General features: G+C 38.6%; 23 protein-coding genes, 3 tRNA genes and 1 pseudogene. 22 read left to right on the top strand and 5 right to left on the bottom strand.

The window, feature by feature from the left end; genetic code table 11:
• Positions 1–27: 27 nt before the first annotated feature.
• From EV203_RS08210 to EV203_RS08160, 11 genes are all read left to right on the top strand, one after another.
• A complete protein-coding gene (locus tag EV203_RS08210) occupies positions 28–1,263 on the top strand; it encodes a fucose isomerase (RefSeq protein ID WP_132039985.1) in 1,236 nt (411 codons plus the stop codon).
• Positions 1,264–1,295: 32 nt separating this feature from the next.
• The gene (locus EV203_RS08205) at positions 1,296–2,021 is read left to right on the top strand and encodes a GntR family transcriptional regulator (RefSeq protein ID WP_132039983.1); all 726 of its coding nucleotides are present in this window, start codon (positions 1,296–1,298) and stop codon (positions 2,019–2,021) included.
• A 14-nt stretch (positions 2,022–2,035) separates the two neighbouring features.
• A complete protein-coding gene (locus EV203_RS08200) occupies positions 2,036–2,443 on the top strand; it encodes a cytidine deaminase (protein ID WP_132039981.1) in 408 nt (135 codons plus the stop codon).
• A 30-nt stretch (positions 2,444–2,473) separates the two neighbouring features.
• On the top strand, positions 2,474–3,655 hold the full coding sequence (locus EV203_RS08195) for a phosphopentomutase (RefSeq protein WP_132039980.1): 1,182 nt from the start codon (positions 2,474–2,476) through the stop codon (positions 3,653–3,655).
• Between the two features lie 3 nt (positions 3,656–3,658).
• Entirely contained in the window at positions 3,659–4,954 is a 1,296-nt protein-coding gene (locus EV203_RS08190) for a pyrimidine-nucleoside phosphorylase (protein ID WP_132039978.1), read from the top strand.
• 177 nt (positions 4,955–5,131) lie between these two features.
• Complete coding sequence (locus EV203_RS08185; RefSeq protein WP_132039976.1) at positions 5,132–6,079, top strand: DUF7916 family protein; 948 nt, start codon at positions 5,132–5,134, stop codon at positions 6,077–6,079.
• 205 nt (positions 6,080–6,284) lie between these two features.
• Positions 6,285–7,676 (top strand): N-acetylglucosamine-specific PTS transporter subunit IIBC, encoded by a 1,392-nt coding sequence (nagE, locus tag EV203_RS08180; RefSeq protein ID WP_022587114.1) that lies wholly within the window; start codon positions 6,285–6,287, stop codon positions 7,674–7,676.
• 67 nt (positions 7,677–7,743) lie between these two features.
• Complete coding sequence (locus tag EV203_RS08175) at positions 7,744–8,229, top strand: PTS sugar transporter subunit IIA (RefSeq protein WP_031313884.1); 486 nt, start codon at positions 7,744–7,746, stop codon at positions 8,227–8,229.
• Positions 8,230–8,248: 19 nt separating this feature from the next.
• Positions 8,249–9,073: a glucose PTS transporter transcription antiterminator GlcT gene (gene glcT, locus EV203_RS08170; protein ID WP_022587112.1), complete on the top strand. Its 825-nt coding sequence runs from the start codon at positions 8,249–8,251 to the stop codon at positions 9,071–9,073.
• 114 nt (positions 9,074–9,187) lie between these two features.
• Positions 9,188–10,342, top strand: a complete 1,155-nt coding sequence (nifV, locus tag EV203_RS08165) for a homocitrate synthase (protein ID WP_011024905.1) — start codon at positions 9,188–9,190, stop codon at positions 10,340–10,342.
• Between the two features lie 17 nt (positions 10,343–10,359).
• Entirely contained in the window at positions 10,360–12,285 is a 1,926-nt protein-coding gene (locus EV203_RS08160; RefSeq protein ID WP_132039974.1) for an aconitate hydratase, read from the top strand.
• Positions 12,286–12,312: 27 nt separating this feature from the next.
• Here EV203_RS08160 and EV203_RS08155 read toward each other — a convergent pair whose 3' ends face one another.
• Genes EV203_RS08155 through EV203_RS08145 form a run of 3 tightly spaced genes read right to left on the bottom strand, consistent with a single transcriptional unit; the run spans position 12,313 to position 14,221 of the window.
• Entirely contained in the window at positions 12,313–13,104 is a 792-nt protein-coding gene (locus tag EV203_RS08155) for a tRNA (adenine-N1)-methyltransferase (protein ID WP_011024907.1), read from the bottom strand.
• A 57-nt stretch (positions 13,105–13,161) separates the two neighbouring features.
• On the bottom strand, positions 13,162–13,545 hold the full coding sequence (locus tag EV203_RS08150; protein WP_011024908.1) for a DUF4363 family protein: 384 nt from the start codon (positions 13,543–13,545) through the stop codon (positions 13,162–13,164).
• Position 13,546: 1 nt separating this feature from the next.
• On the bottom strand, positions 13,547–14,221 hold the full coding sequence (locus EV203_RS08145; RefSeq protein WP_009611278.1) for a YetF domain-containing protein: 675 nt from the start codon (positions 14,219–14,221) through the stop codon (positions 13,547–13,549).
• Between the two features lie 220 nt (positions 14,222–14,441).
• On the opposite strand from EV203_RS08145, the gene EV203_RS08140 reads away from it, so the two are divergent.
• From EV203_RS08140 to EV203_RS08120, 5 genes are all read left to right on the top strand, one after another.
• Complete coding sequence (locus EV203_RS08140) at positions 14,442–15,266, top strand: Cof-type HAD-IIB family hydrolase (protein WP_011024909.1); 825 nt, start codon at positions 14,442–14,444, stop codon at positions 15,264–15,266.
• Positions 15,267–15,577: 311 nt separating this feature from the next.
• Positions 15,578–16,591, top strand: a complete 1,014-nt coding sequence (locus tag EV203_RS08135; protein WP_011024911.1) for a LacI family DNA-binding transcriptional regulator — start codon at positions 15,578–15,580, stop codon at positions 16,589–16,591.
• Positions 16,592–16,645: 54 nt separating this feature from the next.
• A complete protein-coding gene (locus EV203_RS08130) occupies positions 16,646–17,323 on the top strand; it encodes a response regulator transcription factor (protein WP_011024912.1) in 678 nt (225 codons plus the stop codon).
• An 8-nt stretch (positions 17,324–17,331) separates the two neighbouring features.
• Complete coding sequence (locus tag EV203_RS08125; protein ID WP_132039972.1) at positions 17,332–18,738, top strand: sensor histidine kinase; 1,407 nt, start codon at positions 17,332–17,334, stop codon at positions 18,736–18,738.
• Between the two features lie 94 nt (positions 18,739–18,832).
• Positions 18,833–20,287, top strand: a complete 1,455-nt coding sequence (locus EV203_RS08120; RefSeq protein ID WP_132039970.1) for a Gmad2 immunoglobulin-like domain-containing protein — start codon at positions 18,833–18,835, stop codon at positions 20,285–20,287.
• On the opposite strand, the gene yyaC is transcribed toward EV203_RS08120, so the two are convergent.
• Entirely contained in the window at positions 20,279–20,803 is a 525-nt protein-coding gene (gene yyaC, locus EV203_RS08115; RefSeq protein WP_022587108.1) for a spore protease YyaC, read from the bottom strand. The genes EV203_RS08120 and yyaC overlap by 9 nt on opposite strands.
• A gap of 91 nt (positions 20,804–20,894) precedes the next feature.
• Between yyaC and EV203_RS08110 the strand changes: the two genes are divergently transcribed.
• Positions 20,895–21,362, top strand: a complete 468-nt coding sequence (locus EV203_RS08110; protein WP_132039968.1) for a hypothetical protein — start codon at positions 20,895–20,897, stop codon at positions 21,360–21,362.
• A gap of 21 nt (positions 21,363–21,383) precedes the next feature.
• On the opposite strand, the gene EV203_RS08105 is transcribed toward EV203_RS08110, so the two are convergent.
• Positions 21,384–23,747 carry a phosphodiester glycosidase family protein gene (locus tag EV203_RS08105; protein ID WP_165911595.1) on the bottom strand — a complete coding sequence of 788 codons (2,364 nt, stop codon included), beginning with the start codon at positions 23,745–23,747 and terminating at the stop codon, positions 21,384–21,386.
• A 228-nt stretch (positions 23,748–23,975) separates the two neighbouring features.
• Between EV203_RS08105 and EV203_RS08100 the strand changes: the two genes are divergently transcribed.
• The 5 genes and pseudogenes from EV203_RS08100 to EV203_RS13820 form a co-directional block, all read left to right on the top strand.
• Positions 23,976–24,051 (top strand) — tRNA-Pro (locus EV203_RS08100).
• A gap of 4 nt (positions 24,052–24,055) precedes the next feature.
• Positions 24,056–24,131, top strand: a tRNA-Val gene (locus EV203_RS08095).
• Between the two features lie 21 nt (positions 24,132–24,152).
• Positions 24,153–24,238 (top strand) — tRNA-Tyr (locus EV203_RS08090).
• Between the two features lie 126 nt (positions 24,239–24,364).
• Positions 24,365–24,868: a rubrerythrin family protein gene (locus EV203_RS08085; RefSeq protein WP_041587102.1), complete on the top strand. Its 504-nt coding sequence runs from the start codon at positions 24,365–24,367 to the stop codon at positions 24,866–24,868.
• Positions 24,869–25,168: 300 nt separating this feature from the next.
• Positions 25,169–25,270, top strand: a pseudogene (locus EV203_RS13820) (transposase); the annotation flags it as partial.

Genomic DNA, 25,270 nt, shown 5'->3' with positions numbered 1-25,270 from the left:
TATTAATAATAAAGGGGGAAAATTGAGATGTGTAGGTTAAATGTTATTCAGATGATGTCTCCTCTTCACGGTGAAGAGAAAGTGAGAATGAGTCTTTCTAGTACTTATGAATTTTTTAACAACCATTTCAAAGTGAATTACCTTACTTATGAAGATATTACTCCTGAGTGGAAACCTGTAGAAGGAGAATTAACAGTTGTTTGGGTTATGACAGGCGGAGTGGAAGGAAAATTTAAAAGAATTTACAACTGGCTTCCAAAGCCTATAGTTTTGCTTGCCGAGGATATAAACAACTCCTTAGCGGCTTCGTTGGAAATCATATCTTTTGTGAATGAGGCTAAAAAGGATAAAGTTTATCTCCTTTATGGAGAGAAAAACTCTGTACTCAAAAAAATAACTATACTTTGTAAAATTGTAAATCTTTTAAATGGACTCAAAGAATCAAGAATTGGGAGCATTGGGGGGCCTTCAGAGTGGCTTATTGCGAGTACAATTGACTACTTTGAAGTAAAGAGTTTTTGGGGTGTTGATATTGTTGATATTAAATTGGAGGAACTTTACGATTTACTAACAAATAACAAGTTAGAAGGATATGATGGATATTTCGAAAGAGCAATAAAAAAAATAGAACCAACGGAAGAAGATATAAGTAAAGCCCATGGCATATACGCAGCCCTCAAGATTTTGGTAGAAAGATATAAATTAAATGCTTTAAGTTTAAAATGTTTTGATTTACTAATGAAGTTCAATACAACCGGCTGCTTAGCACTTTCTAGATTGACAGATGAAGGTATTATTGCAGGATGTGAAGGCGATCTTCCTTCTACTTTTAGTATGTTGTTAAGTTATTTGCTAACTGGGAAGATACCTTTTATGGCTAATCCTTCCTCGATAAACGAAGAGAAAAATAGTATAATTTTTGCTCATTGTACTGTACCAACAAAAGCTGTTAGGAACTATATTTTAAGATCTCATTTTGAATCTGGAATAGGGGTAGGGGTTCAAGGCGAATTTGAAAAAGGACCTATTACTATAATTAAAGTTGGAGGAAAGAATCTTTCAAAAATTTTCTTTGCAGCAGGCGAAGTAATAGATAATCCACGGAGCGAAGAGCGGTGCAGAACTCAGATAGAAGTGGTATTGAAAGATAAAATAGAATATTTTACATCTAATCCTTTGGGCAATCACCAGATAATTATTCCAGGAGACCACACAGAAATTTTAAAAGAGTTAGTGTCTTTTAAAGGTTTATCTAAAGTATGACCACAGTATTAAAAATAAAAGGGGCGTTTGTCATGTTATTGCCTGAGAAAAAGCCGCTGTATGAGCTTGCTTTAAAAAAGATGGAGGAACTTATAAAGACGGGACAATGGAAGGAAGGCACCAAACTTCCTTCTGAGTCTCAGCTTGCGAAGCAGTTTGGCATAAGCAGAGCCACTTTAAGGGAAGCTATGAGGATTCTGGAAGAGGAAGGATTAATTGTAAAGCAGCAAGGGGTCGGTACTTTTGTGAGAAGAAAACCGCTCATAAAAAGCGGTTTGGAGGAGTTGTTCAGCGTTACTGCTTTAATTGAAAGGCAGGGAATGGTGCCTGGTACCAAAGATTTTACTGTGTATAAATTGCCTGCAACTGAGAATGAAGCAAAGCATTTGAGGATAAAGCCGGGGGATATAATATACAAAGTAGAGAGAATTAGGACGGCTGACAATGTTCCTGTTGTTTACTGCATAGATAGATTGCCAGAGAACATCGTAGGAGAGTCTTTTACCGGATTTGAACAGTCAATTTTTGCTTATCTTGAGGCAGAGCATTCTATAAGAATTACTTATGCTATTTCCCACATCAGAGTTATAAAGCACGACCCTGTAGTTGAGAAAAAGCTCATGATGGACAAAAACGATTCAATATTGCTTCTAGAACAAGTTCATTATGATGAAAATAACACGCCAATTTTGTTTTCGTCAAATTATTTTAATGCCTCTAAATTTGACTTTTACATTGTCAGAAAAAGAACATTGTGAAAGTAGGTGTGTAAATGGAGTACAGGGACTATGAAAAACTAATAGAAATTGCAAAAGAAGCGAGGGAAAATGCTTACGCTCCTTACTCTAATTTTAAAGTAGGGGCTTGTGTGCTTACGGAAGATGGAAATATATACAAAGGATGTAACATTGAAAATGCATCTTTTGGTCTTACTGTGTGCGCAGAAAGGGTTGCCATGTTTAACGCCTATAGCGGAGGGAAAAGGAAGCTTAAAGCTATTGCCGTTGTAGCCGATACTGATGAACCTGTTTCGCCTTGTGGTGCTTGCAGGCAAGTTATGATGGAACTGGGCGGAGAAGATATGGTCGTTATATTGAGCAATATGAAGGGTGACCATGCGATAATGAGTGTAAGAGATTTATTGCCAGGAGCTTTCACATCTAAAGATATGGAAAAGTAGTAATTCTATACTAACAAAAGAGGTGGTAAAATGCTGCAAAGAGTTATACTTATAGTCCTGGATAGCGTCGGAGTAGGGGAACTTCCAGACGCGTACAAGTTTGGCGATGAAGGGACTAATACTTTGGGGCACGTGGTAGAAAAGACTGGGATTAAGCTTCCTACAATGGAGAAGCTGGGGTTAGGGAATATCATACCTTTGAAGACAGTGGCTCCAAATCCAAATGCCATTGGTGCTTATGGCAAGATGGCAGAGAAATCCGCTGGTAAAGACACTACGACAGGGCACTGGGAAATAGCAGGGCTCATTGTAGAAAAACCTTTTCCTACTTATCCCGAGGGCTTTCCAAAGGAGATTATTGAAGAATTTGAAAAAAGAATTGGAAGAAAGGTCCTAGGCAATAAACCTGCCTCAGGTACTGAGATAATAAAAGAGCTGGGAGAAGAGCATATAAAAACAGGCTATCCCATTGTATACACTTCTGCTGACAGCGTGTTTCAAATTGCAGCCCATGAAGAAGTCATCCCTTTGGAAGAGCTTTATAGAATGTGTGAAATTGCCAGGGAAATATTGAAAGGGGACCATGCCGTAGGGCGTGTTATTGCAAGGCCTTTTATAGGTTCACCGGGCAATTTTGTAAGGACAGCTAATAGAAAAGACTTTTCTCTCAAGCCTTTTGGACCTACTGTACTTGACATGTTGAAAGAAGCAGGTTATCAGGTATATGCAGTTGGGAAGATAGAGGACATATTTGCAGGGCAGGGCATTACAGACAGCATTCATACTGGAAATAATGACGAGGGCATTACGGCTACCATAGAGGCAATGGATGCGGTAAAGAAAGGGATTATTTTTACTAATTTGGTAGACTTTGACATGGTGTACGGGCACAGGAATGATGTTAACGGGTATGCAAAAGCTTTAAAGCATTTTGATGAAAGGCTTCCTGAGATAATGTTAAGGCTTAAAGAGGAAGATTTATTGATTATAACAGCTGACCATGGCTGTGATCCCACAACTCCAGGAACAGACCATACAAGAGAATACGTGCCTCTTTTGGTTTACAGTCCTTCTATGAAAGAAGGTAGAAATCTTGGGCTGAGAAGAACATATGCTGATGTGGCAGCTACAATTGCTGAAATTTTCAACGTGGGTCCTATACACACAGGCACTTCTTTTTTAAGGGAATTACCTTTGAAAGTGGGGGTATAATTTATGAGAATGTATGACCTTATACTAAAAAAGAGGGATGGCGGTATACTCACCAAAGAAGAAATAGATTTTATAATCTCAGGCTACACAAAAGACTACATTCCTGATTATCAGATAAGCGCTCTTTTAATGGCCATATATTTTAGAGGAATGACTCCTGAGGAGACTGTCCACCTTACAATGGCAATGGCTTACTCTGGCGATGTACTTGATCTATCTAGAATAAAAGGAATAAAAGTGGATAAACATTCAACTGGCGGGGTAGCTGATACTACCACATTAGTACTTGCTCCTATGGTAGCTGCTTGTGGTGCACCTGTTGCCAAGATGTCGGGAAGAGGTTTAGGGCATACTGGGGGAACGATAGATAAGCTAGAATCTATACCTGGGATGAGAGTAGAGCTTTCTGAAGAAGAGTTTATTGATAATGTCAATAAATACGGAATTGCAATTATCGGTCAGACAAAAAATTTGACTCCTGCCGACAAAAAATTGTACGCTTTAAGAGATGTTACTGCAACTGTAGATTCTATTCCTCTTATAGCAAGTTCTATCATGAGTAAAAAAATTGCTGCAGGAGCTGATGGAATAGTCTTAGATGTAAAAGTTGGAAGAGGAGCTTTCATGAAAGATTTGGAAAACGCAAAGGCTCTTGCAAAGTTAATGGTAGACATAGGCAACTCAGTTGGCAGAAAGACAGTAGCTCATGTAACCAATATGGATTATCCTCTAGGGCTTGCAATAGGAAATGCTCTTGAGGTTTTAGAAGCGATACAGGTATTGAAAGGGCATGGGTCAAGAGACCTCCTGGAGGTTTGCATGTTATTAGGTTCAGATATGCTGCAGATTGCAGGTATTGCCAAAGATGATAATGAGGCAAGAGCCAAATTAAAAGACGCTTTAGAGAGTGGCAAAGCACTTCAGAAATTCAAGGAGTTCATAAGAGCACAGGGAGGAGACGACAGAGTAGTAGATGATCCAACCCTTTTGCCTCAGGCTAAATATGTAAGGCCGTGGATTGCTGACAGGGATGTGTATATAAAGGATTTAATGGCACTAGATTTAGGGCTTTTGGCAATGAAGTTGGGAGCAGGCAGGGAAAGAAAAGAAGATAAAATTGATTTGGCAGTTGGAATAATGCTGGGGGGAAAGGTAGGAGAAGTAATAAAGAAAGGTGAACCCATTGCTACTATATATGCTAATGACGAAAGCAAAGCTGACTGGGCATTTGAAGAGATTAAGAAATACATCCTGCTTTCAGATGAACCAGTGGAAAGACCTGTTTTAATATACGAATAAGCTGAGGGGGTTTTTATAACCTCCAAAAAATTGCCAACATAGCTTTGCAGCTTTAAAGTTGACAATTAGGAATATATAGTATAAAATTTTGTTAAACAGCGTGTAACCTAAAAGGGCACAAGCTGGTAAGGGACATTCCTTGCCAGCTTTTAATTTAATAAAAGGGAGTGAAGGGTTATGAAGAGAATTTTTGAGCTCACATTAAAGGATATTGAGGGTATGGACAAAAACATGCTAATTGAGACTATTAAAAATTCAGAAGGCAGGACGGTAATGGCCGAAACTGTAATAACGGTCCCGCCACTAATTTACGGAGTTTCTAATTTAGAATTAGCTGCAGCTTTTGGAAGTGACATGATTACATTAAATCTTTTTGATTTCCAAAGACCTTTTATCTTCGGCATAGATGATGTTGGAGTAAATCTCTCGGATGGAGCTGGGGCTTTAAGTATGATGGAAGAAATTGCATTAAAGAATGCTAAAGATCCAGAATATGTAAAAAGGATAAAGAAAATTGTGGGAAGATTTATAGGAGTTAATTTAGAACCAGTACCTGAAGGAGTAAAGTACGTTGAAGGTAGGAAGCTTACAGAAGAAAATTTGAAGAGGGCAAGAGAATACGGTTTTGACTATATAGTAATTACAGGGAATCCTAATACAGGTGTCAATGAGACAACTATAATACAGGGAATAGAGCTAGCCAAAAAAATTTTAGGAGACAAATTGATGATTGTGGCGGGGAAAATGCACGGGGCAGGTTCAGGCAATATATACGATGACAGGGTTTTAAGGGATTTTGTAAAGGCCGGAGCAGATTGCGTACTAATTCCAGCTCCTGGTACTGTTCCTGGTATTGATTTAGATCTCGCTAAAAAGCAGATTGATGCCATCCATGAAGAAGGTGCACTGGCAATGACTGCCATAGGTACTTCTCAGGAAGGAGCTCAAAAAAGCGTAATAGAGTATATAGCTATTCAATCTAAAATGGCAGGGGCAGATATACAGCACATAGGCGATGCAGGGTATTCAGGTATTGCGTTTCCAGAAAACATAATGGTTCTTTCCATAGCGATAAGAGGTGTAAGGCATACTTACAGGAGAATGGCTTATTCTTTGAACAAGTGAAGACCTTTTTACCTCCTTTTAAAAAGGTCTTTTAAATACAAAAAACGGTTATTGACAAAGTTTAATACAAAGTATATAATAAAAGCGAAAACGAATACTATGCGGCGTGTTACTGCATAAGCAGGCATGAGCCGGTAAAGGTCGAGAAGACCTTGCCGGCTCTTTTGTTTTAATGCCTGAAAATAAATTAAAAGGAGGGTATTATATGAAATGGCTGGGAAGCCTTCAAAAACTAGGTAAAGCATTAATGCTTCCAGTAGCTGTATTGCCTGCAGCAGCATTACTTTTAAGGCTTGGTGCGCCTGATGTTTTCAATATCCCATTTATTATGCAGGCAGGTGCAGCAGTATTTGATAATTTGCCTTTAATATTTGCTGTTGGTATCGCTATAGGCTTTGCCGAAGGGGATGGAGTAGCAGCTTTAGCAGCAGCTGTAGGGTATTTCGTGCTAACAAAAGGTGCTACTACAATAAACAAAGATATAAACATGGGAGTTTTAGGCGGTATCTTAATGGGTATAATAGCTGGATACCTTTATAATAAGTACCATGACACAAAACTTCCCGATTTCCTGGGATTTTTTGGCGGCAAGAGGTTTGTACCTATTGTGACGGCATTTGCAGCGATTGTATTAGCTCTCATAATGGGATATGTATGGCCGCCTATACAGAATGGCATCTATGCCGTAGGTGAATGGATTATAGGAGCAGGAGCTTTGGGAGTATTCGTGTATGGAGTATTGAACAGATTGCTCATTCCTTTTGGACTGCACCACGTTATAAACAGCCTTGTGTGGTTTGTGTTTGGAACTTTTAAGACGCCTGCTGGTAAAATTGTGACAGGAGACTTAAACAGGTTTTTTGCGGGAGACCCGACGGCAGGAATTTTTATGGCAGGCTTTTACCCAATAATGATGTTCGGACTTCCAGCAGCAGCATTGGCTATGTGGGCAGCAGCTAAGCCAGAGCAGAGAAAAGTTGTATCTGGTGTGTTTATAAGCGCTGCTTTGACATCTTTCTTGACAGGGATTACAGAACCCATTGAATTTTCCTTCATGTTTTTAGCGCCGGTGCTTTATGTAATACATGCCCTTTTGACAGGTCTTTCACTCGCTGTAACTTACGTGCTCGGGATAAAGAATGGATTTGGCTTTTCAGCAGGACTCATTGACTACATTTTAAGCTATGGAATTGCCACAAAGCCTCTATTGTTATTAGTAATAGGAGTAATTTACGGAGTTGTGTACTATGTAATTTTCTACTATGTTATAACTAAGTTCAACCTACCTACACCTGGAAGATTAGAGGAAGAAGCTCAAGACCAGTACAGAGATATGTCTAAATCAGAAATAAGCGATGTAGCAGCACAATACGTGGAGATATTGGGAGGTTCTGACAATATTGAATCTTTAGAAGCCTGCATTACCAGGTTGCGTCTCACTGTAAAAGACGATACAATAGTAGATGATGAGAAATTGAAAAAGTTAGGTGCAACTGGTGTAATGAGGATGGGCAAAAATGCTCTTCAAGTGATTGTGGGTACTAAAGCGGATTTGATTGCTCAAGAGATGAAAAAGCATATGAAGAAAAAATCTTAATGACAATTCTGGCGGCCGATGGGGGCCGCCATCAAAGTTTTAGAAAATGGAGAAAGGGATGGTAGTGATGTTTGGACTCTTTAAAAGGAAAAAATACGTAGACGTGTATTCGCCTATGGATGGGATATTGGTAAAAATCGAAGAAGTTCCGGATCCTGTTTTTGCACAAAAGATGGTAGGAGATGGGATTGCGGTAGAACCAGCAAAAGGACTGGTTGTTTCACCGGTTGACGGTACTGTAATACAGCTTTTCCCTACAAAACATGCACTAGGCATCAGGACGAAGGAAGGATTGGAGATACTCATCCACATAGGTATGGACACGGTAGAGATGAAGGGGGATGGTTTTGAAAGTTTTGTGTCAGAAGGAGATAGGGTAAAAATAGGTGATAAATTAATAACTTTTGACATAGAAAAGGTAAAGGAAAAACATCCGTTGACTTCACCTGTTATAATTACTAACGGCGATATAGTTGATAAAATTGAAAAAGTAGAAGACTCAAAAGAGGTGAAAGCGGGAGAAAGCAGAGTGATGAGAGTGTACCTTAAATAGAAAAAAGAGGGGTATGGGGATGTACAGGGTAGTTAAGGTACTTAATAATAATGTGTGCATGGCCCATGACAAAAATGGTGTTGAGTGCATACTGGTCGGAAAGGGAATTGGATTTGGGAAAAGGCAAGGGGATTTAATAAAGGAAGAAAGCGTAGAAAAAGTGTTTTATGTGAAAGACACAGAAAATAAAATTAAATTTTCTGACTTGATGGAAAAGGTAAGAACTGATGTTGTCGGTATTTCTGAAGAAATAATTGCGATGGCAGAAAAAATAAAGGGGAAAAAATTAAACGAACATGTTCACATCGCTTTAGCTGATCACCTTGCCTTTGCTATTGAGAGGATAAGCATGGGTATAGACATTAAGAATCCTTTTATAGCCGAAATAAAAGCTTTGTATAAGGAAGACTTTGCTATCGCTGAAAAAGCTTTAGAGATGGTAAAAGAAAGGTTAGGGATTTACCTTCCAGAGGATGAGGCAGGCTTTATAGCGTTGCACCTCCATGCCGCTGTAGAAAATGCAGGACTTTCTGTGACATTAAAAAACACTAGATTGGTTTCTTTGTTGGTTTCAATAATAGAAAAAAATCTCTCAAGGAAAATAGACAGAGATTCTCTGGATTACCTGAGGCTGGTTACTCACTTGAGGTTTGCTGTGGATAGAGTAGCCAAAGGGATGGAGGTTGCAAATGAACTTCTTCCCACAATAAAGAGGAAATTCAAGAAAGCTTATAGGATTGCTGAAGAAGTGGCTAATGAAATTGAAAAGGAACTGGGCAAAAAAGTTCCGGAAGAAGAAAAAGGTTATCTTGCAATTCATATTCAACGTTTGCTCCCAAACTAAAAAAATAGTTTGGGAGCTGCAATTTTTTATAATAAAAATTGCAAAATGCTATTGACTTTGATAAAGCTTCTGTGTAAAATAGGATGTAAAAGAGTATTTGAAGGGGGATCATATATGGCTTTCAAAAAAGACAAACCTGTTTACATTGTTGACACTACTTTAAGGGATGGTGAGCAAACTGCAGGTGTTGTATTTGCAAATAACGAAAAAATCAGAATTGCGCAAATGTTAGATGAGATTGGCATAGACCAGCTGGAAGTTGGCATCCCCACAATGGGAGGAGATGAAAAGGAGACGGTAGCTAAAATTGCAAAATTAGGATTGAAGGCTAGTATAATGGCATGGAACAGAGCGGTTGTAAAAGATGTTCAGGAATCTCTTGAGTGCGGTGTAGATGCAGTGGCCATTTCTATTTCTACATCAGACATTCACATAGAGCACAAGTTGAAAAAGACAAGGCAATGGGTATTGGACAGCATGACAGAAGCGGTGAGATTTGCTAAAAAAGAAGGCGTTTATGTTTCTGTTAACGCGGAGGATGCCTCCAGGACTGATATGAATTTTTTGATTGAGTTTGCAAGGTGTGCAAAACAAGCAGGGGCAGATAGATTGAGATTTTGCGACACTGTAGGTTTTTTGGATCCTTTCAAAACCTATGAGATGGTAAAAGCCATTAAAGATGCAGTAGATATTGAGATTGAAATGCATACCCATAATGATTTTGGTATGGCTACGGCAAACGCTCTTGCAGGAGTTAAGGCTGGGGCTAAATTTGTGGGGGTTACAGTTAATGGACTAGGAGAGAGAGCTGGCAATGCGGCTTTAGAAGAGGTAGTCATGGCGTTAAAGTACGTGTACAAAATGGATTTAGGTATTGACACCAGCCGCTTTAGAGAGATATCCGAGTATGTAGCTTTAGCATCAGGTAGACCACTTCCTCCTTCTAAGGCTATTGTAGGTAAAAACGTGTTTGCCCATGAGTCAGGAATTCACGTGGATGGAGCTCTTAAGAATCCGTATACTTATGAAGTGTTTGACCCTCAAGAAGTAGGACTTGAGAGGCAGATAGTGATAGGAAAGCATTCTGGCACTGCGGCTTTAATAAACAAGTTTAAAGAGTACGGGAGAGTTTTAACTGAAGAGGAGGCTAATTTGCTGCTCCCTCATGTTAGGAAGATGGCCATTCAATTAAAGAGGCCTTTATTTGATAAGGAGCTAATGTACCTTTATGAAGATGTGATTGTGAAAGGAAAAGCTAAAGCAATCTAAAAATAGGAGTGAAGAGGATGAATTTGACGCAGAAAATACTTCTGGCGCACCTTGTGGAAGGGAAAATGGCAAAAGGAGAAGAAATAGCGATAAAAATAGACCAGACTCTTACACAGGACTCTACTGGAACAATGGCTTATCTTCAGCTGGAGGCTTTGGGAATAGATAGAGTAAAGACAGAGCTTTCTGTCTCTTACGTTGACCACAATACTTTGCAGCAGGGACCGGAAAATGCTGACGACCACAAATACCTACAGACAGTCGCTGCAAGGTACGGAATATACTTTTCAAGGCCGGGAAATGGAATATGTCACCAGGTCCACCTTGAAAGATTTGGAGTGCCAGGGAAAACCCTTTTGGGTTCAGACAGCCATACGCCCACTGCTGGTGGGTTGGGGATGTTGGCGATAGGAGCAGGAGGACTCGATGTGGCTTTGGCAATGGCAGGAGAGCCTTATAGAATTATAATGCCTGCTATTGTAAATGTGAGGCTTAAAGGTGAATTGAATCCATGGGTTTCGGCGAAAGATGTGATACTAGAGCTTTTAAGAAGACTTACTGTAAAAGGAGGCATAGGTAAAATCTTCGAATATTCGGGGGATGGAGTAAAGACTCTGTCAGTGCCAGAAAGGACTACAATAGCGAATATGGGTGCGGAATTGGGGGCGACTACCTCCATTTTTCCTTCTGATGAAAGGACTTACGAATTTTTAAAAGCTCAGGGTAGAGAAGATGTATTTGTGCCTTTGAGTGCGGATGAAGATGCGGAATATGATGAAGTCATAGAGATAGACCTTTCTGAATTGGAGCCCATGGTGGCACTTCCTCACAGCCCGGACAATGTGGTCAAAGTGAAAGATGCTGGAAGGCCCAGGGTAGATCAGGTGGCGATAGGGTCCTGCACCAATTCTTCTTATATGGATTTGATGAAAGTCGCTTCTATTTTAAAGGGGAAAACTATACCGGAGCATGTGAGCCTTGTAATTGCACCAGGTTCTAGGCAGGTTTTGACTATGCTTGCGAAAAATGGTGCTTTAGCAGACCTTATAGCGGCTGGAGCGAGAATACTTGAAAGTGCTTGTGGGCCCTGCATAGGAATGGGGCAAGCTCCTGCTACAGGCGCCGTTTCTGTGAGAACTTTTAATAGAAATTTCTATGGGAGAAGTGGGACAAAATCTGCATATGTGTATTTGGCAAGTCCGGAAGTAGCGGCGGCAGCCGCGCTTACAGGGTATCTTATTGACCCTAGAGAACTGGGAGAACCACCTCAAGTGCCACTTGTTGAGAGATTTGAAGTAAATGACAATATGATTGTAAAGCCGCCAGAGGATGGGAAAAACGTAGAAGTGATAAAGGGGCCAAATATAAAGCCATTTCCATTGAATACACCCCTTTCCGATATAGAAAAGAAGGTGTTGATAAAGGTAGGAGATGACATTACAACAGACCACATAATGCCTTCAAATGCTAGACTTCTTCCTTTGAGGTCTAATATACCAGAGCTTTCGAAACATTGCTTTGAAATAATAGACGAAAATTTCTCAAAAAGAGCGGTTGAATGGGGTGGAGGGATAATTGTAGGAGGACATAACTATGGTCAGGGTTCAAGCCGCGAACATGCAGCTTTGGTGCCTCTTTACTTGGGGGTTAAGGCGGTTATAGCTAAATCTTTTGCAAGAATACACAAGGCAAACCTCATAAACAGCGGAATTCTTCCTCTTACTTTTGTAAAAGAAGAGGACTATGAAGATATTGATATGGGAGATGTGCTAAAGATAGAGAATACAGTGGAGCAGGTGAGAAGTGGAAAAAACATTATTGTAAAGAATTTGACTAAAGGAAAAAGCTTTGAGGTAAGACTGGAAGTTTCTGATAGAAATCGGGAAATCCTCATTGCAGGTGGAATGATAAATTATGTAAAAAGTAAAAATAAAACAAATTGAGGCACCTCACCAAAGAGGTGCCTATTTTTAAATCGGATGAGAGGAACCGTCCCCTCTGTCTGATATTTTTCTTGCGAAGATTAAATATCCTGTGTGCCCTATCATGAGGTCTTCTGGCCTTAGCCTTTCAGGGTTTATTTTGTACTTTCTAAGGAGGATTTCACTGACTTCAATGGTATAAAATCCGCTTTTTTCTAATGCCACAAGCGCTTCTGAAACTTGATTTGTGGTCGGAACTAATATTCCTAAATGCCCGCCAAGCTTTAAAGCTCCACTTACTTGTTCTAGCACTTCCCAGGGTTTTCTAACGTCTAAGAAAAAAGCGTCTAACTCTTTTTCTTCAATTCCATCGGAGATGGATTTATTGTACATAATGACGTTGTCGTATTCGCAAAACTCATCAAGATTTTTTCGGGCAAGTTTGAAAAATTCCTCTCTTTGTTCATAAGTATATACTCTTCCATGAGGACCTACCAATCTAGATAAGTAAACGGTAAAGGCGCCGGACCCAGTTCCGGCTTCCCCAACTCTTTTGCCCGGGAAAATGTCTAACCTCATGGCAATGTAACTTCCCTCTTTTGGGTATACAATTTGTGTCTGCCTTTTTAGAGAGTACATGATGTAATCAAAGGTGTCGCACTCAAGGAGATAATATTTCTCTCCCTGAATCTCAAAGCTTGTGCCGGGCGCAAGCTTAGCTAAAAATTGGACATCTACCTGCCCTTTTGGAAGTCCTACTTTGCCAGATGAAGTTATATCTACTACTTTTTTAAAATTGTCAGGTCCAACTATAATGCGCTTATTATGTATTGACTTCACCCTTTCATTCCCCCTTTTTCTTTAAAGGGTACACATGTCTATATTATAACACAAATTTTAAAATATGTTTTCAAAAGTGGGTTTTTCATTTTCAGGCACGTATTTAAGAAGCATTTTTACAGTTTTAAGCTGTGCCATGCTCTGGTCCCTATTCTTTGACTCCACAAAACTTTTCAATTTCTCCATATTTATTTCAATCTCATCTATTTCCCTGTGCTCTACTAAAAGAGCCCATTTCCTATCTATTTTTTTCCATTCACTTTCGGCTTTTTCCACCCAGTCCTTCGCTTTTTCCCAATCACCGCTTTTTATGTGATCTTCGACTTTTGAAAGAAGACTGTCAATTTTCTGAGAAGTGCTGTCTAAATATTTAATTGATGCAAAGTCTAGAAAAAATATAAAAACTAGGAGGAAAACCACTAAGGGGGTGACATATCTCATTTTATCCCTCCTTCTTATACACTGTCAGCACTTTGTTAGAGTCAAGGGAGGCAAATAATACTTCTTTCACACTTTTTATGTTCCAAATTTTAAGCTGCTCATCAAGCCATGCAAGGTCAATGCCTGCTTTTTGCATATTCTGATGCATAATTCTTCCGTCGATTATTATAGGAAGGGGCAACCCTTCGTACTCAGGTGTTATATTCAAATCTTTTGGAGTAACAGGTCTTTTATCACTTTTAGGGATGACACTCAGACTCCCGTTTGTTTCTAAAATAGCATATTCCACATCTGCTATATTGGGATAGCCTTTCACTCTAAGCTCTTCTAACAGGTCGTTTATATTATACCTTTCTTTTTGAAGCTGTGAAGTTAAGATCTTACCCTTTTCAATTAAAATTGTAGGGGTGCCGCAGATTATAACTCTGGCTCTTAGGCTTTTCATTGAGAGGTACGAAAGGACGAGCTGGGATATTAAAAGAGTGAGGACAGGTATAATACCTGCGACAAGAGGTATTCCCTTGTTCTGCATTGGTATTGCTACCAGGTCTGCTATCATTATTGCTACTACCAGTTCATAGGGCTGAAGCTGTCCTATTTGCTGTTTTCCAGAAATTCTCATAAATACTACCACTAGGGCATATAAGATTAGTGTGCGGAAAAAAAGTATTAGCATGTTTTCACCCTTTCCTCCTTTTCATATATAGTATTTATGGCATTTTTCAGAAATATTCACTTACATTTAATTCATTTTATGGAAAGAAAATTCGTTAAAATTTTTTTCGCAATGTAAAATTTTCAGTGGTAACGTTTTATAACAAATTATGATATAGAATGTAAATTTACAAGCTGTTATAATATAGATGAGGGATAATAAAAATAGGGGTTGAAGAGGGATGTATAAACTTCTTGTCAGTGATGCAGATGGGAGCTTGTTAAATAGCAATTCGGCGATTTCTGATCGAACTAAAGAGGCTGTGAGAGAGGTGATATCGAGGGGAGTCATTTTTACAATAGCGACAGGCCGGATGTTCTCCTCTATCTTGCCCTATGCTGAAGAGTTGAAAATAAATGCTCCTGTTATTTCCTATAACGGCGCTCTTATAAAAGACATATACACCAAAAAAGTGTACTATTACAATCCCATTCCTTCCGAAGATGCCCTGTTTGCCATAAAGCTTCTGAAAGAAAATGGATACCATATAAATTTATACATTGATGATGAACTTTATGTGGAAGAAATAACTGATAGAGTAGAGTGGTACCTTTCTTTTAACAACAATGTGAAGGTAAATCCTGTGGGAGACCTCATGGAGTTTTTGATGGACACAGGCAGTGTTACGGCTAAGATTTACGCTCTAAATGACTTAAAAAATCCCGTCTCCATAGATGCGAGAGTGTATGATGAAATATCCAAGAAGTTGACCATTTCATCTTCCGGCGGAGGTCATTTAGAGATAAATGCTAAAGGTGTGAGCAAAGGAAATGCTCTTAAAACCCTTGCCAATATGTACAACATAAAAAGGGAACAGGTAGTGGCAATTGGCGACAATTTGAATGATCTTTCTATGATAGAATATGCAGGGTTGGGGGTTGCAATGGGTAATGCCCCGGATATCGTAAAGATTAAGGCTTCCTATACAACTTTATCAAATGATGAAGATGGCGTTGCTCACGTCATAGATAAATTCTTTTTGAACAGAAAAACCATAGCTGTGTAGTGACAAAAAAATAAAACAGGGAATATGATATATTACCGCAGTGCGGTAATATATTTTTTTATTCCCAGGTGATAAAATATGGAAGGGACGGTTATAAAATTTATTTATTTGGTTATCCTATTTATTGGGGCACTTTACTGTTTGTTTTCTTTTCTTCCCCTTTTTGTAGAATTAGATTCCATCTTTCATCAGAAGTCTTCAAAAAAATTCATGAAAATGAATGAAAAAAATTGAAAAGTCTATTGACAAAAGTTTTAAGAACAAGTAAAATAACATAAAGGCGAAAACGATTAAGTCTGGGAGTGATAGGAATGGGTGCAACTATAAAAGATGTAGCGAGAGAGGCGAAAGTTTCCATTGCCACAGTTTCAAGAGTTTTAAACAACAGCGCTGTTGTGACAGAAGAGACAAGACAGAGGGTTTTAGAGGCAATAAAAAAGACGGGTTACAAACCCAATGCTCTTGCAAGAAGCTTAAAGATTCAAAAAACTCACACTATTGGTCTTATCATACCGGACATTTCAAGCACCTTTTACCCTGAAGTGGTAAGAGGTATAGAGGACATTGCTGCAATGTATAATTATAATATCTTCTTGTGCAACACAGACCAGAAAGAAGATAAAGAAATAAAATATATAGAAATTCTGGGAGAAAAGCAGGTAGACGGAATTATATTCATGGGGGATGTAGTAAGAGACAGCGTAATTCAAGCTTTTAACGAGTTTAAAGTGCCGGTAGTGCTTGCAGGCACACAGGACAAAGAGAAAAGGTATCCGAGTGTAATGATTGACAATGAAAAAGCTGCTTATGATGCAGTGAAGTACCTCATTTCCCTGGGGCACAAGAAGATAGGAATGATTGCAGGTTCAATGCAAGACCCAATAGCAGGTCTTCAAAGAATAGAAGGTTATAAAAGGGCTTTGGAAGAACACGGCATAAAATATGACCCTGAGCTCGTAGTAGAAGGCGAATTTAAGACGAGGAAGGCATATCTTGCAATGCTTAAACTTCTCGAGCACAAAGTTACAGCTGTTTTTGCGGCTTCAGATGACATGGCTGCAGCAGCTATAAACGCTATATTTGACTCAAACTTAAGGGTTCCTGATGACATACATGTGGTGGGCTTTGATAATACCTATATTTCCACGATTTTCAGGCCTACTATAACTACAATACTGCAGCCTGCCTATGACATAGGAGCTGTTGCTATGAGACTTTTGACAAAGCTTCTGGGCAAAGAGCCAATAGAAGAGATGCATGTCATTTTGCCTCATCAGCTGATTGTTAGAGAATCTACGGGATTTAAAGAAGGAAGTAGCCGATGAGGCTATTTTTTTTATTCGCCTTTATGATATACTAGATTTTGGGAGGTGAAATTGGTGGAGAGATTGCTTATCATAGATGACGAAGAAATGTTTGTTAAGGGATTGAAACTTTCTTTAGAAGAGGAAGGATTTGAAGTGGATGCGGCTTACGATGGGGAGGAGGGGCTTGAAAAGGTCAGAATAGGAAATTACGACCTGGTTATTCTTGATATAATGCTTCCTAAAATGGATGGTTTTTCAGTTTGTAGAGAAATAAGGACTTTTTCAAACATTCCAATAATAATGCTTACTGCAAGGGGAGACGATGTGGATAGAATTGTCGGGATAGAAATAGGAGCAGATGACTATCTAGCAAAGCCTTTCAATACTCGAGAGTTGATTGCAAGAATTAGGGCTCTTTTAAGAAGAGCGTCAAATCCCTATGTGAAGAAAAAAGAAGAGATAAGAAGGGGAGATTTGTATATTAACATTCCTGAGAGGGCAGTTTACAAAAGAGGTAAAAAGATTGAGCTCACAAATAAGGAGTTTGAAATACTAGTGCTTTTAGCTTCTAATCCCGGCAAAGTGTACACAAAGGATAAGCTTTTAGATCTCATATGGGGTGTTGATTTTTATGGCGATGCGAACACAGTGACAGTGCATGTGAGGAAGCTCAGGGAAAAATTAGAGGATGACCCTGCTAATCCCCAGTACATTTTTACCAAATGGGGAGCGGGATATTACATGAAATAGGTGATAAAATGAGTTTGCGGTGGAAAATTTTTTATTTGTATTTGACGATAATGATAATATCTTTGGCTGTCACAGGACTTTATCTTTACAACTACATTGAAAAAAGCTATTTGGACAATTTAAAAATAAACAATTCGATGCAGGCAAACATGGTGTCTAATTTTGTGTCTCGCTTTGTGGGGACCCCCTCCTCTTATCTCATTGAACCTACTATAGTTGAATATGCCAAGCAGATAAACGCCCGCATTCTTTTTACTAACATAGACGGAAGGGTGATAGTGGATTCTGCCCCTTCTAAAGAGTTTGAAGGGAAAAGCATAAAAATGTATCCAGATATAAAAGAGGCGCTAAGCGGAAAAAGTTCCACCAGCATTCACAACATAAGCGGTGTAGGGTGGGCGATGTACACAGCTGTTCCTGTCATTTCAAAAAACAATGTGGTAGGTGCTATATTGATTTCTTCCTCTATTGACAATGTGATTGACCTTTTAAATTCTATAAAATACAGGATGATATACACTTTTTCAGGAATTGGGGTGTTAGTAGGTTTTTTAAGCCTTTTGGTGGCGTCTTTCATCACAAATCCTCTGAAGAGGCTTACAGAGGCTGCAAATATTTTATCTCAAGGTAAGCTTGATTACAAGGTAGATGTAAAGAGTAAAGATGAAATTGGCAAGCTGGCAAATGCTTTTAACAAGATGAGCTACAGTTTAATGAAAATAGATGAAGAGAGGAAAAGATTTGTGTCCGATGCCTCCCATGAATTAAAAACGCCCCTTGCTTCTGTAAAGGCCTTGATAGAATCCTTGATAAACAGCAGAAGTCAGGATATAGCCTTTTATAAAGAAATACTTCATGATGTAAACGGTGAAATAGACAGAATGACAAGGCTTGTCAACGATCTGCTGGAATTGGCACGACTTGACAAGATAAAATCGCCTCGAATAAAGAGGGTAGAGGTTTCAGAAGTAATATCTGATGTAATAGATAGCCTTGCACCTCTTGCAGAATCGAAGAATGTGAACCTTACATTTAACGGTAAAGAAAAGGTTTTTGCAGAAGTAGATCCGGACAGATTTTATAGGATGGCGTACAATATTGTAGAAAATGGCATTAAGTACACTTATGAAGGTGGAAATGTATTAGTGGGCCTTGACGAAGATGAAGATAATATCTACCTTGCGATAAGTGACAATGGAATTGGCATAAGCGAAGAGGTGCTTCCCAAGATTTTTGACCGCTTTGCCAGAGGAGATACAGCAAGGTCTAAAAAGAACGGGGGCTTTGGTTTGGGGCTTGCTATTGCCAAGGAAATTATTGATATGCATGAGGGAAAAGTCACTGTTGAAAGCAAGGTAGGGGAAGGGACGACTTTTAAAATTGTGCTGCCCAAAAGGAAGAATAAGGAATATTAATTTTTCTTAATAATTTCTTTATATTTTTTTAATCATTGGAAAAGAGAAAAATGGTATTATTGAGTTAGAAACAAAAAAGATGAGGTGGGGAAGGGTGAAAAAATTTTCTTTAGCTGTTTTTGTTTTGCTTGCTGTCATTCTGATGGGAGGGTGTATGGGGAATTTAAACGCAAAAGATGATAATCCTCCCATAAATCCCAAGCCTTTAGCTCAGGAGGTTTTAGAAAATCAGACAAAAGAAGTTTCGCTTTACTTTTTAAATGACAAATCAAACAGCCTTACGATGGAAAAAAGATTCATACCAAAAGATGCGGATGTGCTCAAACAGGTTGTGCTGGAACTCATAAAAGGACCCAATGAAGAGTATTCAAGACCTATATTTCCAGCAGGTACCAAGCTTTTGTCAATTGATATGCAGGAGGGCACAGTTTTTGTCAATTTTTCTAAGGAATTTTTGCAGGAAGGCGATGATGAGAAAATTGATAAATTAAGAGTGGCAGCTTTGGTCAATGCTCTGACGGATATACCGGGGGTAAACAGTGTGCAGATTTTAGTAGAGGGAAACAAAGTAGAGCAGGTAGGAAAGTGTAAAATTGGTCTAGAACCATTAAAAAGGATCATGGTGGTAGGAGATGTGTACTACAATCCGGAGAAAATAAAAAGGTTGCAAGAGAGGGCTAATTTTGGCAAAGAAGCTTGGAGATTTGACCCGCTTCAAGTTTTGAGAAAAGAAGGTGGAATTATAGGGCTTGGAGAGCAGGACGAGATAGCTTTGAAAGAGGAATTTAGCGGAAAAGCTGTAGCAGAAGTTGTACACGACGGGAAAGTGTACAAAGTAGAGCTTATACAGCCTTTTGGAAAGGGCAGCAACTATATATGGCTTATACACAAAGTTACCCCTTTATTTACTCCAATTCCAGATACAGACCCTACAAAGGGCGAGACCTTCATATACGGTAAAGTTAAAGCCATAGATTATGAAGCGAGAGTAATCACTATTGAAAGAGAGTATCAGGACGCTCGAGATTTAAAAAACGAAGTGGGACCAGAGATAAAAGTACTTCCAAACGCTATAATCCACTTTTTAGCAAAAGTAAGCTATACCCCTGATTCAGGGGTTAAATATGCGGAGAAAGATATAAGTTTAAATAGGATTAAAGTGGGGGATGAGCTTGGCATAATACTGACCAAAGACAAAGAAGCCAGGGCGATAATAGTTTCTGACCCCAGCTTAATTCCTTATGAACCTAATATAAAGGTATTATCTCCTGCTAGAAATGAAGCGGTGTCAAGTCCTTTTAAAGTGATAGGAAAGGCGAGGGTTTTTGAAGGCGGAGTCAACATAAGGCTTATTGACAACAGCGGCAATGTATTGAATGAAACTTTTGTTCAGGCTAGTAATTCTGCCCCATCATGGGGAGATTTTGAAGCCATAGTTTCCTATAAGCCTTTAAAAGAGCCTAGAAATGGCCTTCTACAGGTATTTTCTATAAGCCCTCAGGATGGGTCTATCCAAAACCTTGTATCTATTCCTTTGAGATTAAAATGATAGGCTTTTTGAATATGAAGCAATCAGTATTCCATTGGCTATTGTTTCTGCAATTTCGTAAATAAATCCGAGCCTTATTGAATTTAAATCTTTTGCGTGGAAACTATCTACTATTCCTACTATTGAGAGGTCTCCGACCGGAGGTAGGATTTTCCCTACGCCTTTGCCAGGATGTATTGGAGATTTCTTTATAGATATTTTGCCTATGTTTTCTTCTTCTCCTAAAGAGGCATCCACAGCAATTATTTTGCTGTAAGGATGCTTCTTTTTTATGTACCTTAAATTTTCTTCTAAATTTATAGCGTGTACAGGATTTTTCAAGGTCCCGTACACGTAGTAAATAGGCGGTAAGGACCCAGAGATGAGGTTTCCCACTATAGGGCCCAGGGAGTCAGTTATAAATCTGTCTGTTCCAATGCACAAAAAGACTGTTTCGGGGAGCAGATGACGGCTTAAAAAATTAGCTATTTGAAAGGAAGCTTTTTCTTCATTATACTTTAATCTCAGCTCTTCCATTAAGATCCCCCTTTGCCCGATAATCTGAATTAAAACTAATTTTCAAAGGAATAATAGAAATGTGGCTATCAAACTTTAGGAGGTATTTCTGATGAAAGGATACAAAAAGTTTTTGACAGCAATTTCTGTGGCGGTTTTAATTGCTGCTACTACAATATTTATGTTTAAAACTTCTTTGAAAGAACAAAATACCATAATTCCTGAAAAGACGGGGATTTTATCGCAAAGTGAAGTTAAATTTTTAGTGCCCCAAGAGGACAGGGAAAAAGAAGAAATAGAACTCATGAAAAAAGAGATTAGAGAGAAAAACAAAAGGCTAAAAGTCAATGAAAAAATAGCAGAAGTTGAAAAAATGTTAGATGATGGGCAGAGGGAGAGAGTAGAAGAAATTTTAAAAAAGTTAGGAAATGATAGGGTGGAAGAGATAATAAAGCTAGTTGAAAAAGGGATAGATGGAAAAGGGAATGAAAAGATACTGGCAATTTTAAGAGAAAGGCTGACGCCTGAAGAAATAAAGTACATATTGGAACTGGTAGATAAGTACTTTGCAGTAAAATGACATTTTATCAAAATCCCCCTTCTAATTTGAAGGGGGATTTACTACTCTTTTAAATTGGTATTTTATATCTTTTCCGTTCACCATCACTGAAACGAATCCAAAATCATTGTATATGTCGTTGTTATTGCCCGATACATTTGTTCCATAGGTTTCCACGTACCTTATTCCCTCCTCTAAAGAAGTGTAAAATTTCTTGCTGCTGTTTGATATGACCCAAACATTTTTCCCAGTTTTTTTGTGAAATTCTTTTAATGTTTCTTCAAACAAGGACGCTTCTTTATTATCCTTCAAGCCCTCATTTCCCCAAATTGGTTTAGACAAAAGTATAAAGAGGTTGTCTCCTTGTATGTTATTAAGCTGGTCTTTAAACCATGTCCACTGGTTTGGATCTGGCTTTACAAAAGTGCCGTTTCTATTGTTTAATACTATAAAGGTGGAGTTTCCGTATTCATATCTTTGATATTTATCTCCTACGGCGATGTACCTTGTTTTCAAATTAGCAAGAGCCCTTTCATTTATATCTCCTACAAAAATTGCCAATGGATATTCCTTATTAGCGGTATCTACGGCTTTTAAGGAGATTTGAAGCTTTAGAAGAGTGTTGTACTTCGTGTCTCCAAAAATCATAAATTTAAATGAATCTGAAGTATTATTGACAGCAACTTCTTTATTGTCTGGGTCAAATTGAGTGAAGTCAGTCTGAGGGACTAGGTTAGAATAATCAAACTCCGACCCTTTTCCTACTTTAACAGGAAGCAGCGCAGTTTTATCAAAGACTTTTGCTACGATTGCACCACTTGAGTCAAAATTAGCAGATGTAAATGTTCCGTTATTGTCTATAGTACCTACGTTATTGTAAATTTGCCATTCAATATCAATTGGGTCTATTAAAGCTCTATATCCTTTTACATCTTTTCCAAAAAGTTTTATACCAATTTTTTTGTTTTTGTCTAACACTATCTCAGAAGGCTTAAATTCTAATACTGCAGGATTTTCTAAAACGGCAATTTTAATGGTTGAGGTTACCTCACCTACTCTTGCCACAATAGTGCCTTCACCTGTGCTTAAAGGAATGAAATAATTTCCCTCGAACCTTCCTTCAACTCCAGTTACAGAAAATTCGACCTCATGAAGTTCTACCGGAATAGGGTTGTAGTTTTCATCGTATCCTTTTACCTTTATACTTCTGTGCAATCCTTTAAACACTTTATTATCTTCGACTTCTAATTTAAGTCCATATAGATTTCCCTTAGGAGCAGTGCTAAAGACGGCTACCCCGTTGGGCACTTTTCTTTCATAAGAATTAGGAGAATAATTGTAAAGTACAGCTTCTGTTTCCCCCAAAGGTCTTACTGCCATCTGAGTGGAACCGCCCCCATCGAGGTTTAGAGCATCGTAGGCTCCTAATGAAAGCATAAGACTTGCTAGCTCTTCTTGAGTCATTCCTCTGTAAGGAGGACCGTCCACTGTCACCATAAGCACATACCTTTTATCTTTTGTATACCCAATAGCTGTTCTGGCAGCATATCCTTTTATTTCATGGGTGAATGGGTATATTTTCCCGCCTTTTACCAGTATTGTCCCTCCGCTTACAGCCATTTTTATATCTTCAAAAGGAGGATTGGTAGTTATATCCTTCTGAATTTTATCCCCTGGGCTTAGCCTAAGAAGGAGATTGCCTATATCCCCTGATGCAGCCAGAACATATCCTCCTTCAGGTATTTCAGTGGAAGGCTGTCCCTGTCGAACTTCTATTACGGTATCATTTTGGTCTACTACTACCTCTACAAGTTGCGGCACATTTTCATTAGCACCAGGAGAAAATCTATACCAGTCTCTTGTGTACATTACCGTGTACTGAAAAGTACTGCTTATTTTATTTATCGCAGCGAGGAATATAGTGGTTCCATCAGGTAAAGTTATTGACATTTTCTTTGTCCAGTAATCTATATAGGGTGTGCCTGTTTTGTCAATATAGAAAGTCGCCATTTTACCGTTTGAAGCAGGGTCTGTTATTAAATTTCCGTCTTTGACTGTTGCACCTATCACAAATCCCGTTTTTGTATCAAAGAAGTCACCATTTATGGCTGCTACAGCTCCATAAGAATTTGCCATTTCTCTTATAGGCATCCTTTCCTTTATGCCGGAGGGGCTAAAAATGACAGAAAGGTCCAGATAAGGGTCTTTTAAGTCAATTTTTAAAATGTTTATATTGATAAATCCTTCAGGGGTAAAATAAAGGAGGTTTGTGTGAGTGACTCCTTTAGTCACTATTTGTGTCTGTTCCTTTGATTCTAAGACAGTATAAGCTGCCTTTACATTTTCCACTGAAAATGCGATTACCAGCAGTATGATGAGGATAGAAATTAGCTTTTTTGAGAATATTTTCAATTTTCTTCCTCCTTTGTTGAATATATTTTCTTCTACAGGTGGATTATACCACAGGTATATTACAGCCGTGTTACACAAATATTAAAATTTAATTAAATTTGGTGCATTCTTTAAAAAGAGGGAGAATAAAAGAGTATAAGCGAGGAAAATGGCTGTTTTTAAGGTTTTATACCTGTTGTTTAATTTCAATTTTTTTATTATAATTTATCTTGCTACTGCGGTCGGGATGTAGCGCAGCTGGTAGCGCACGTGCTTTGGGAGCATGGGGTCGGGGGTTCAAGTCCCCCCATCCCGACCAGTGTGGTCGTGTAGCTCAGCTGGGAGAGCACCTGCCTTACAAGCAGGGGGTCATAGGTTCGAGTCCTATCGCGACCACCATTTCAAACTAAATAAAAGCGTGGAGGGATACCCAAGCGGCCAAAGGGGGCAGACTGTAAATCTGCTGGCGTATGCCTTCGATGGTTCAAATCCATCTCCCTCCACCATTTTTTATTTTATGAGACCTTTTAAGGTCTTTTTTATTTTACCTTATTGACTTCAAAAATGAGAGTAGTATAATATTTTCTAGAAACTGATTTTCTCATGATAAATTTTTGCAAGGGGGAATTTTTATGAGAGAGATGACAAAGAAAAACTTACTGGATGCTTACGCAGGAGAAAGCCAGGCTCACATGAGGTATCAGATTTTTGCTGATGTGGCAGAAAAAGAAGGTAAGCCTAATATTGCCAAACTTTTCAGGGCTATTTCCTATGCAGAACTGGTGCATGCCACAAATCACTATAAAACCCTGGGCGAAGTAGGGGATACAGTAAAAAATTTAGAAAAAGCAATTGAAGGGGAGACTTTTGAGGTAGAGGAGATGTATCCTGCGTATAACGCTGTTGCAGAACTTCAGCAGGAGTCAGGAGCCAAAAAAAGCATTCATTATGCTATTGAGGCAGAAAAGATACATGCAAAACTTTACGCGGAGGCAAAAGAAGCAGCATTAAAAGGGGAAGACTTAAAAATTTCTAAAGTGTACATATGCCCTGTATGTGGATATACATCAGTAGACGTGCTTCCAGAAAAATGTCCTATCTGCGGAGTGCCAAAAGAAAAATTTGTAGCCTTTTAAAGTGCGCTTTTTAGCGCGCTTTTTTGTTTTTACAAAAATATTTGACATACCTTGCAAAGTGTGATATAGTAGACAGCAGAAAATTTAATAACACGCTCTTATCAAGAGAGGTGAAGGTATCAGCAGTTGAAATAAAAAGTAAAAAAATGGTATAGTTTTAATTAAGTGATGATAAGTGCTATTAAACATAAAAAAGATTAAAATGCTATACGATATAAACAAAACTACATTGATGAACTGAGGAAAAAGGAAGATTGATAATGCCCGTTAGAACATCAAAGAGGCAAAGGGGCAAAAAACATGATAATGATACAGGCTAAACTCATTTTTCTAAATCAAGAAGACAAACAAATAGTATTAGACTTAATGAGAAGATGGTCATCATGTATGAGATTTGCATAC

This window comes from Caldanaerobacter subterraneus (assembly GCF_004345675.1).
Taxonomy (GTDB): domain Bacteria; phylum Bacillota; class Thermoanaerobacteria; order Thermoanaerobacterales; family Thermoanaerobacteraceae; genus Thermoanaerobacter; species Thermoanaerobacter subterraneus.
The sequence above is the reverse complement of the archived record's forward strand: the minus strand, read 5'-3'. Positions and strand labels throughout refer to the sequence as shown.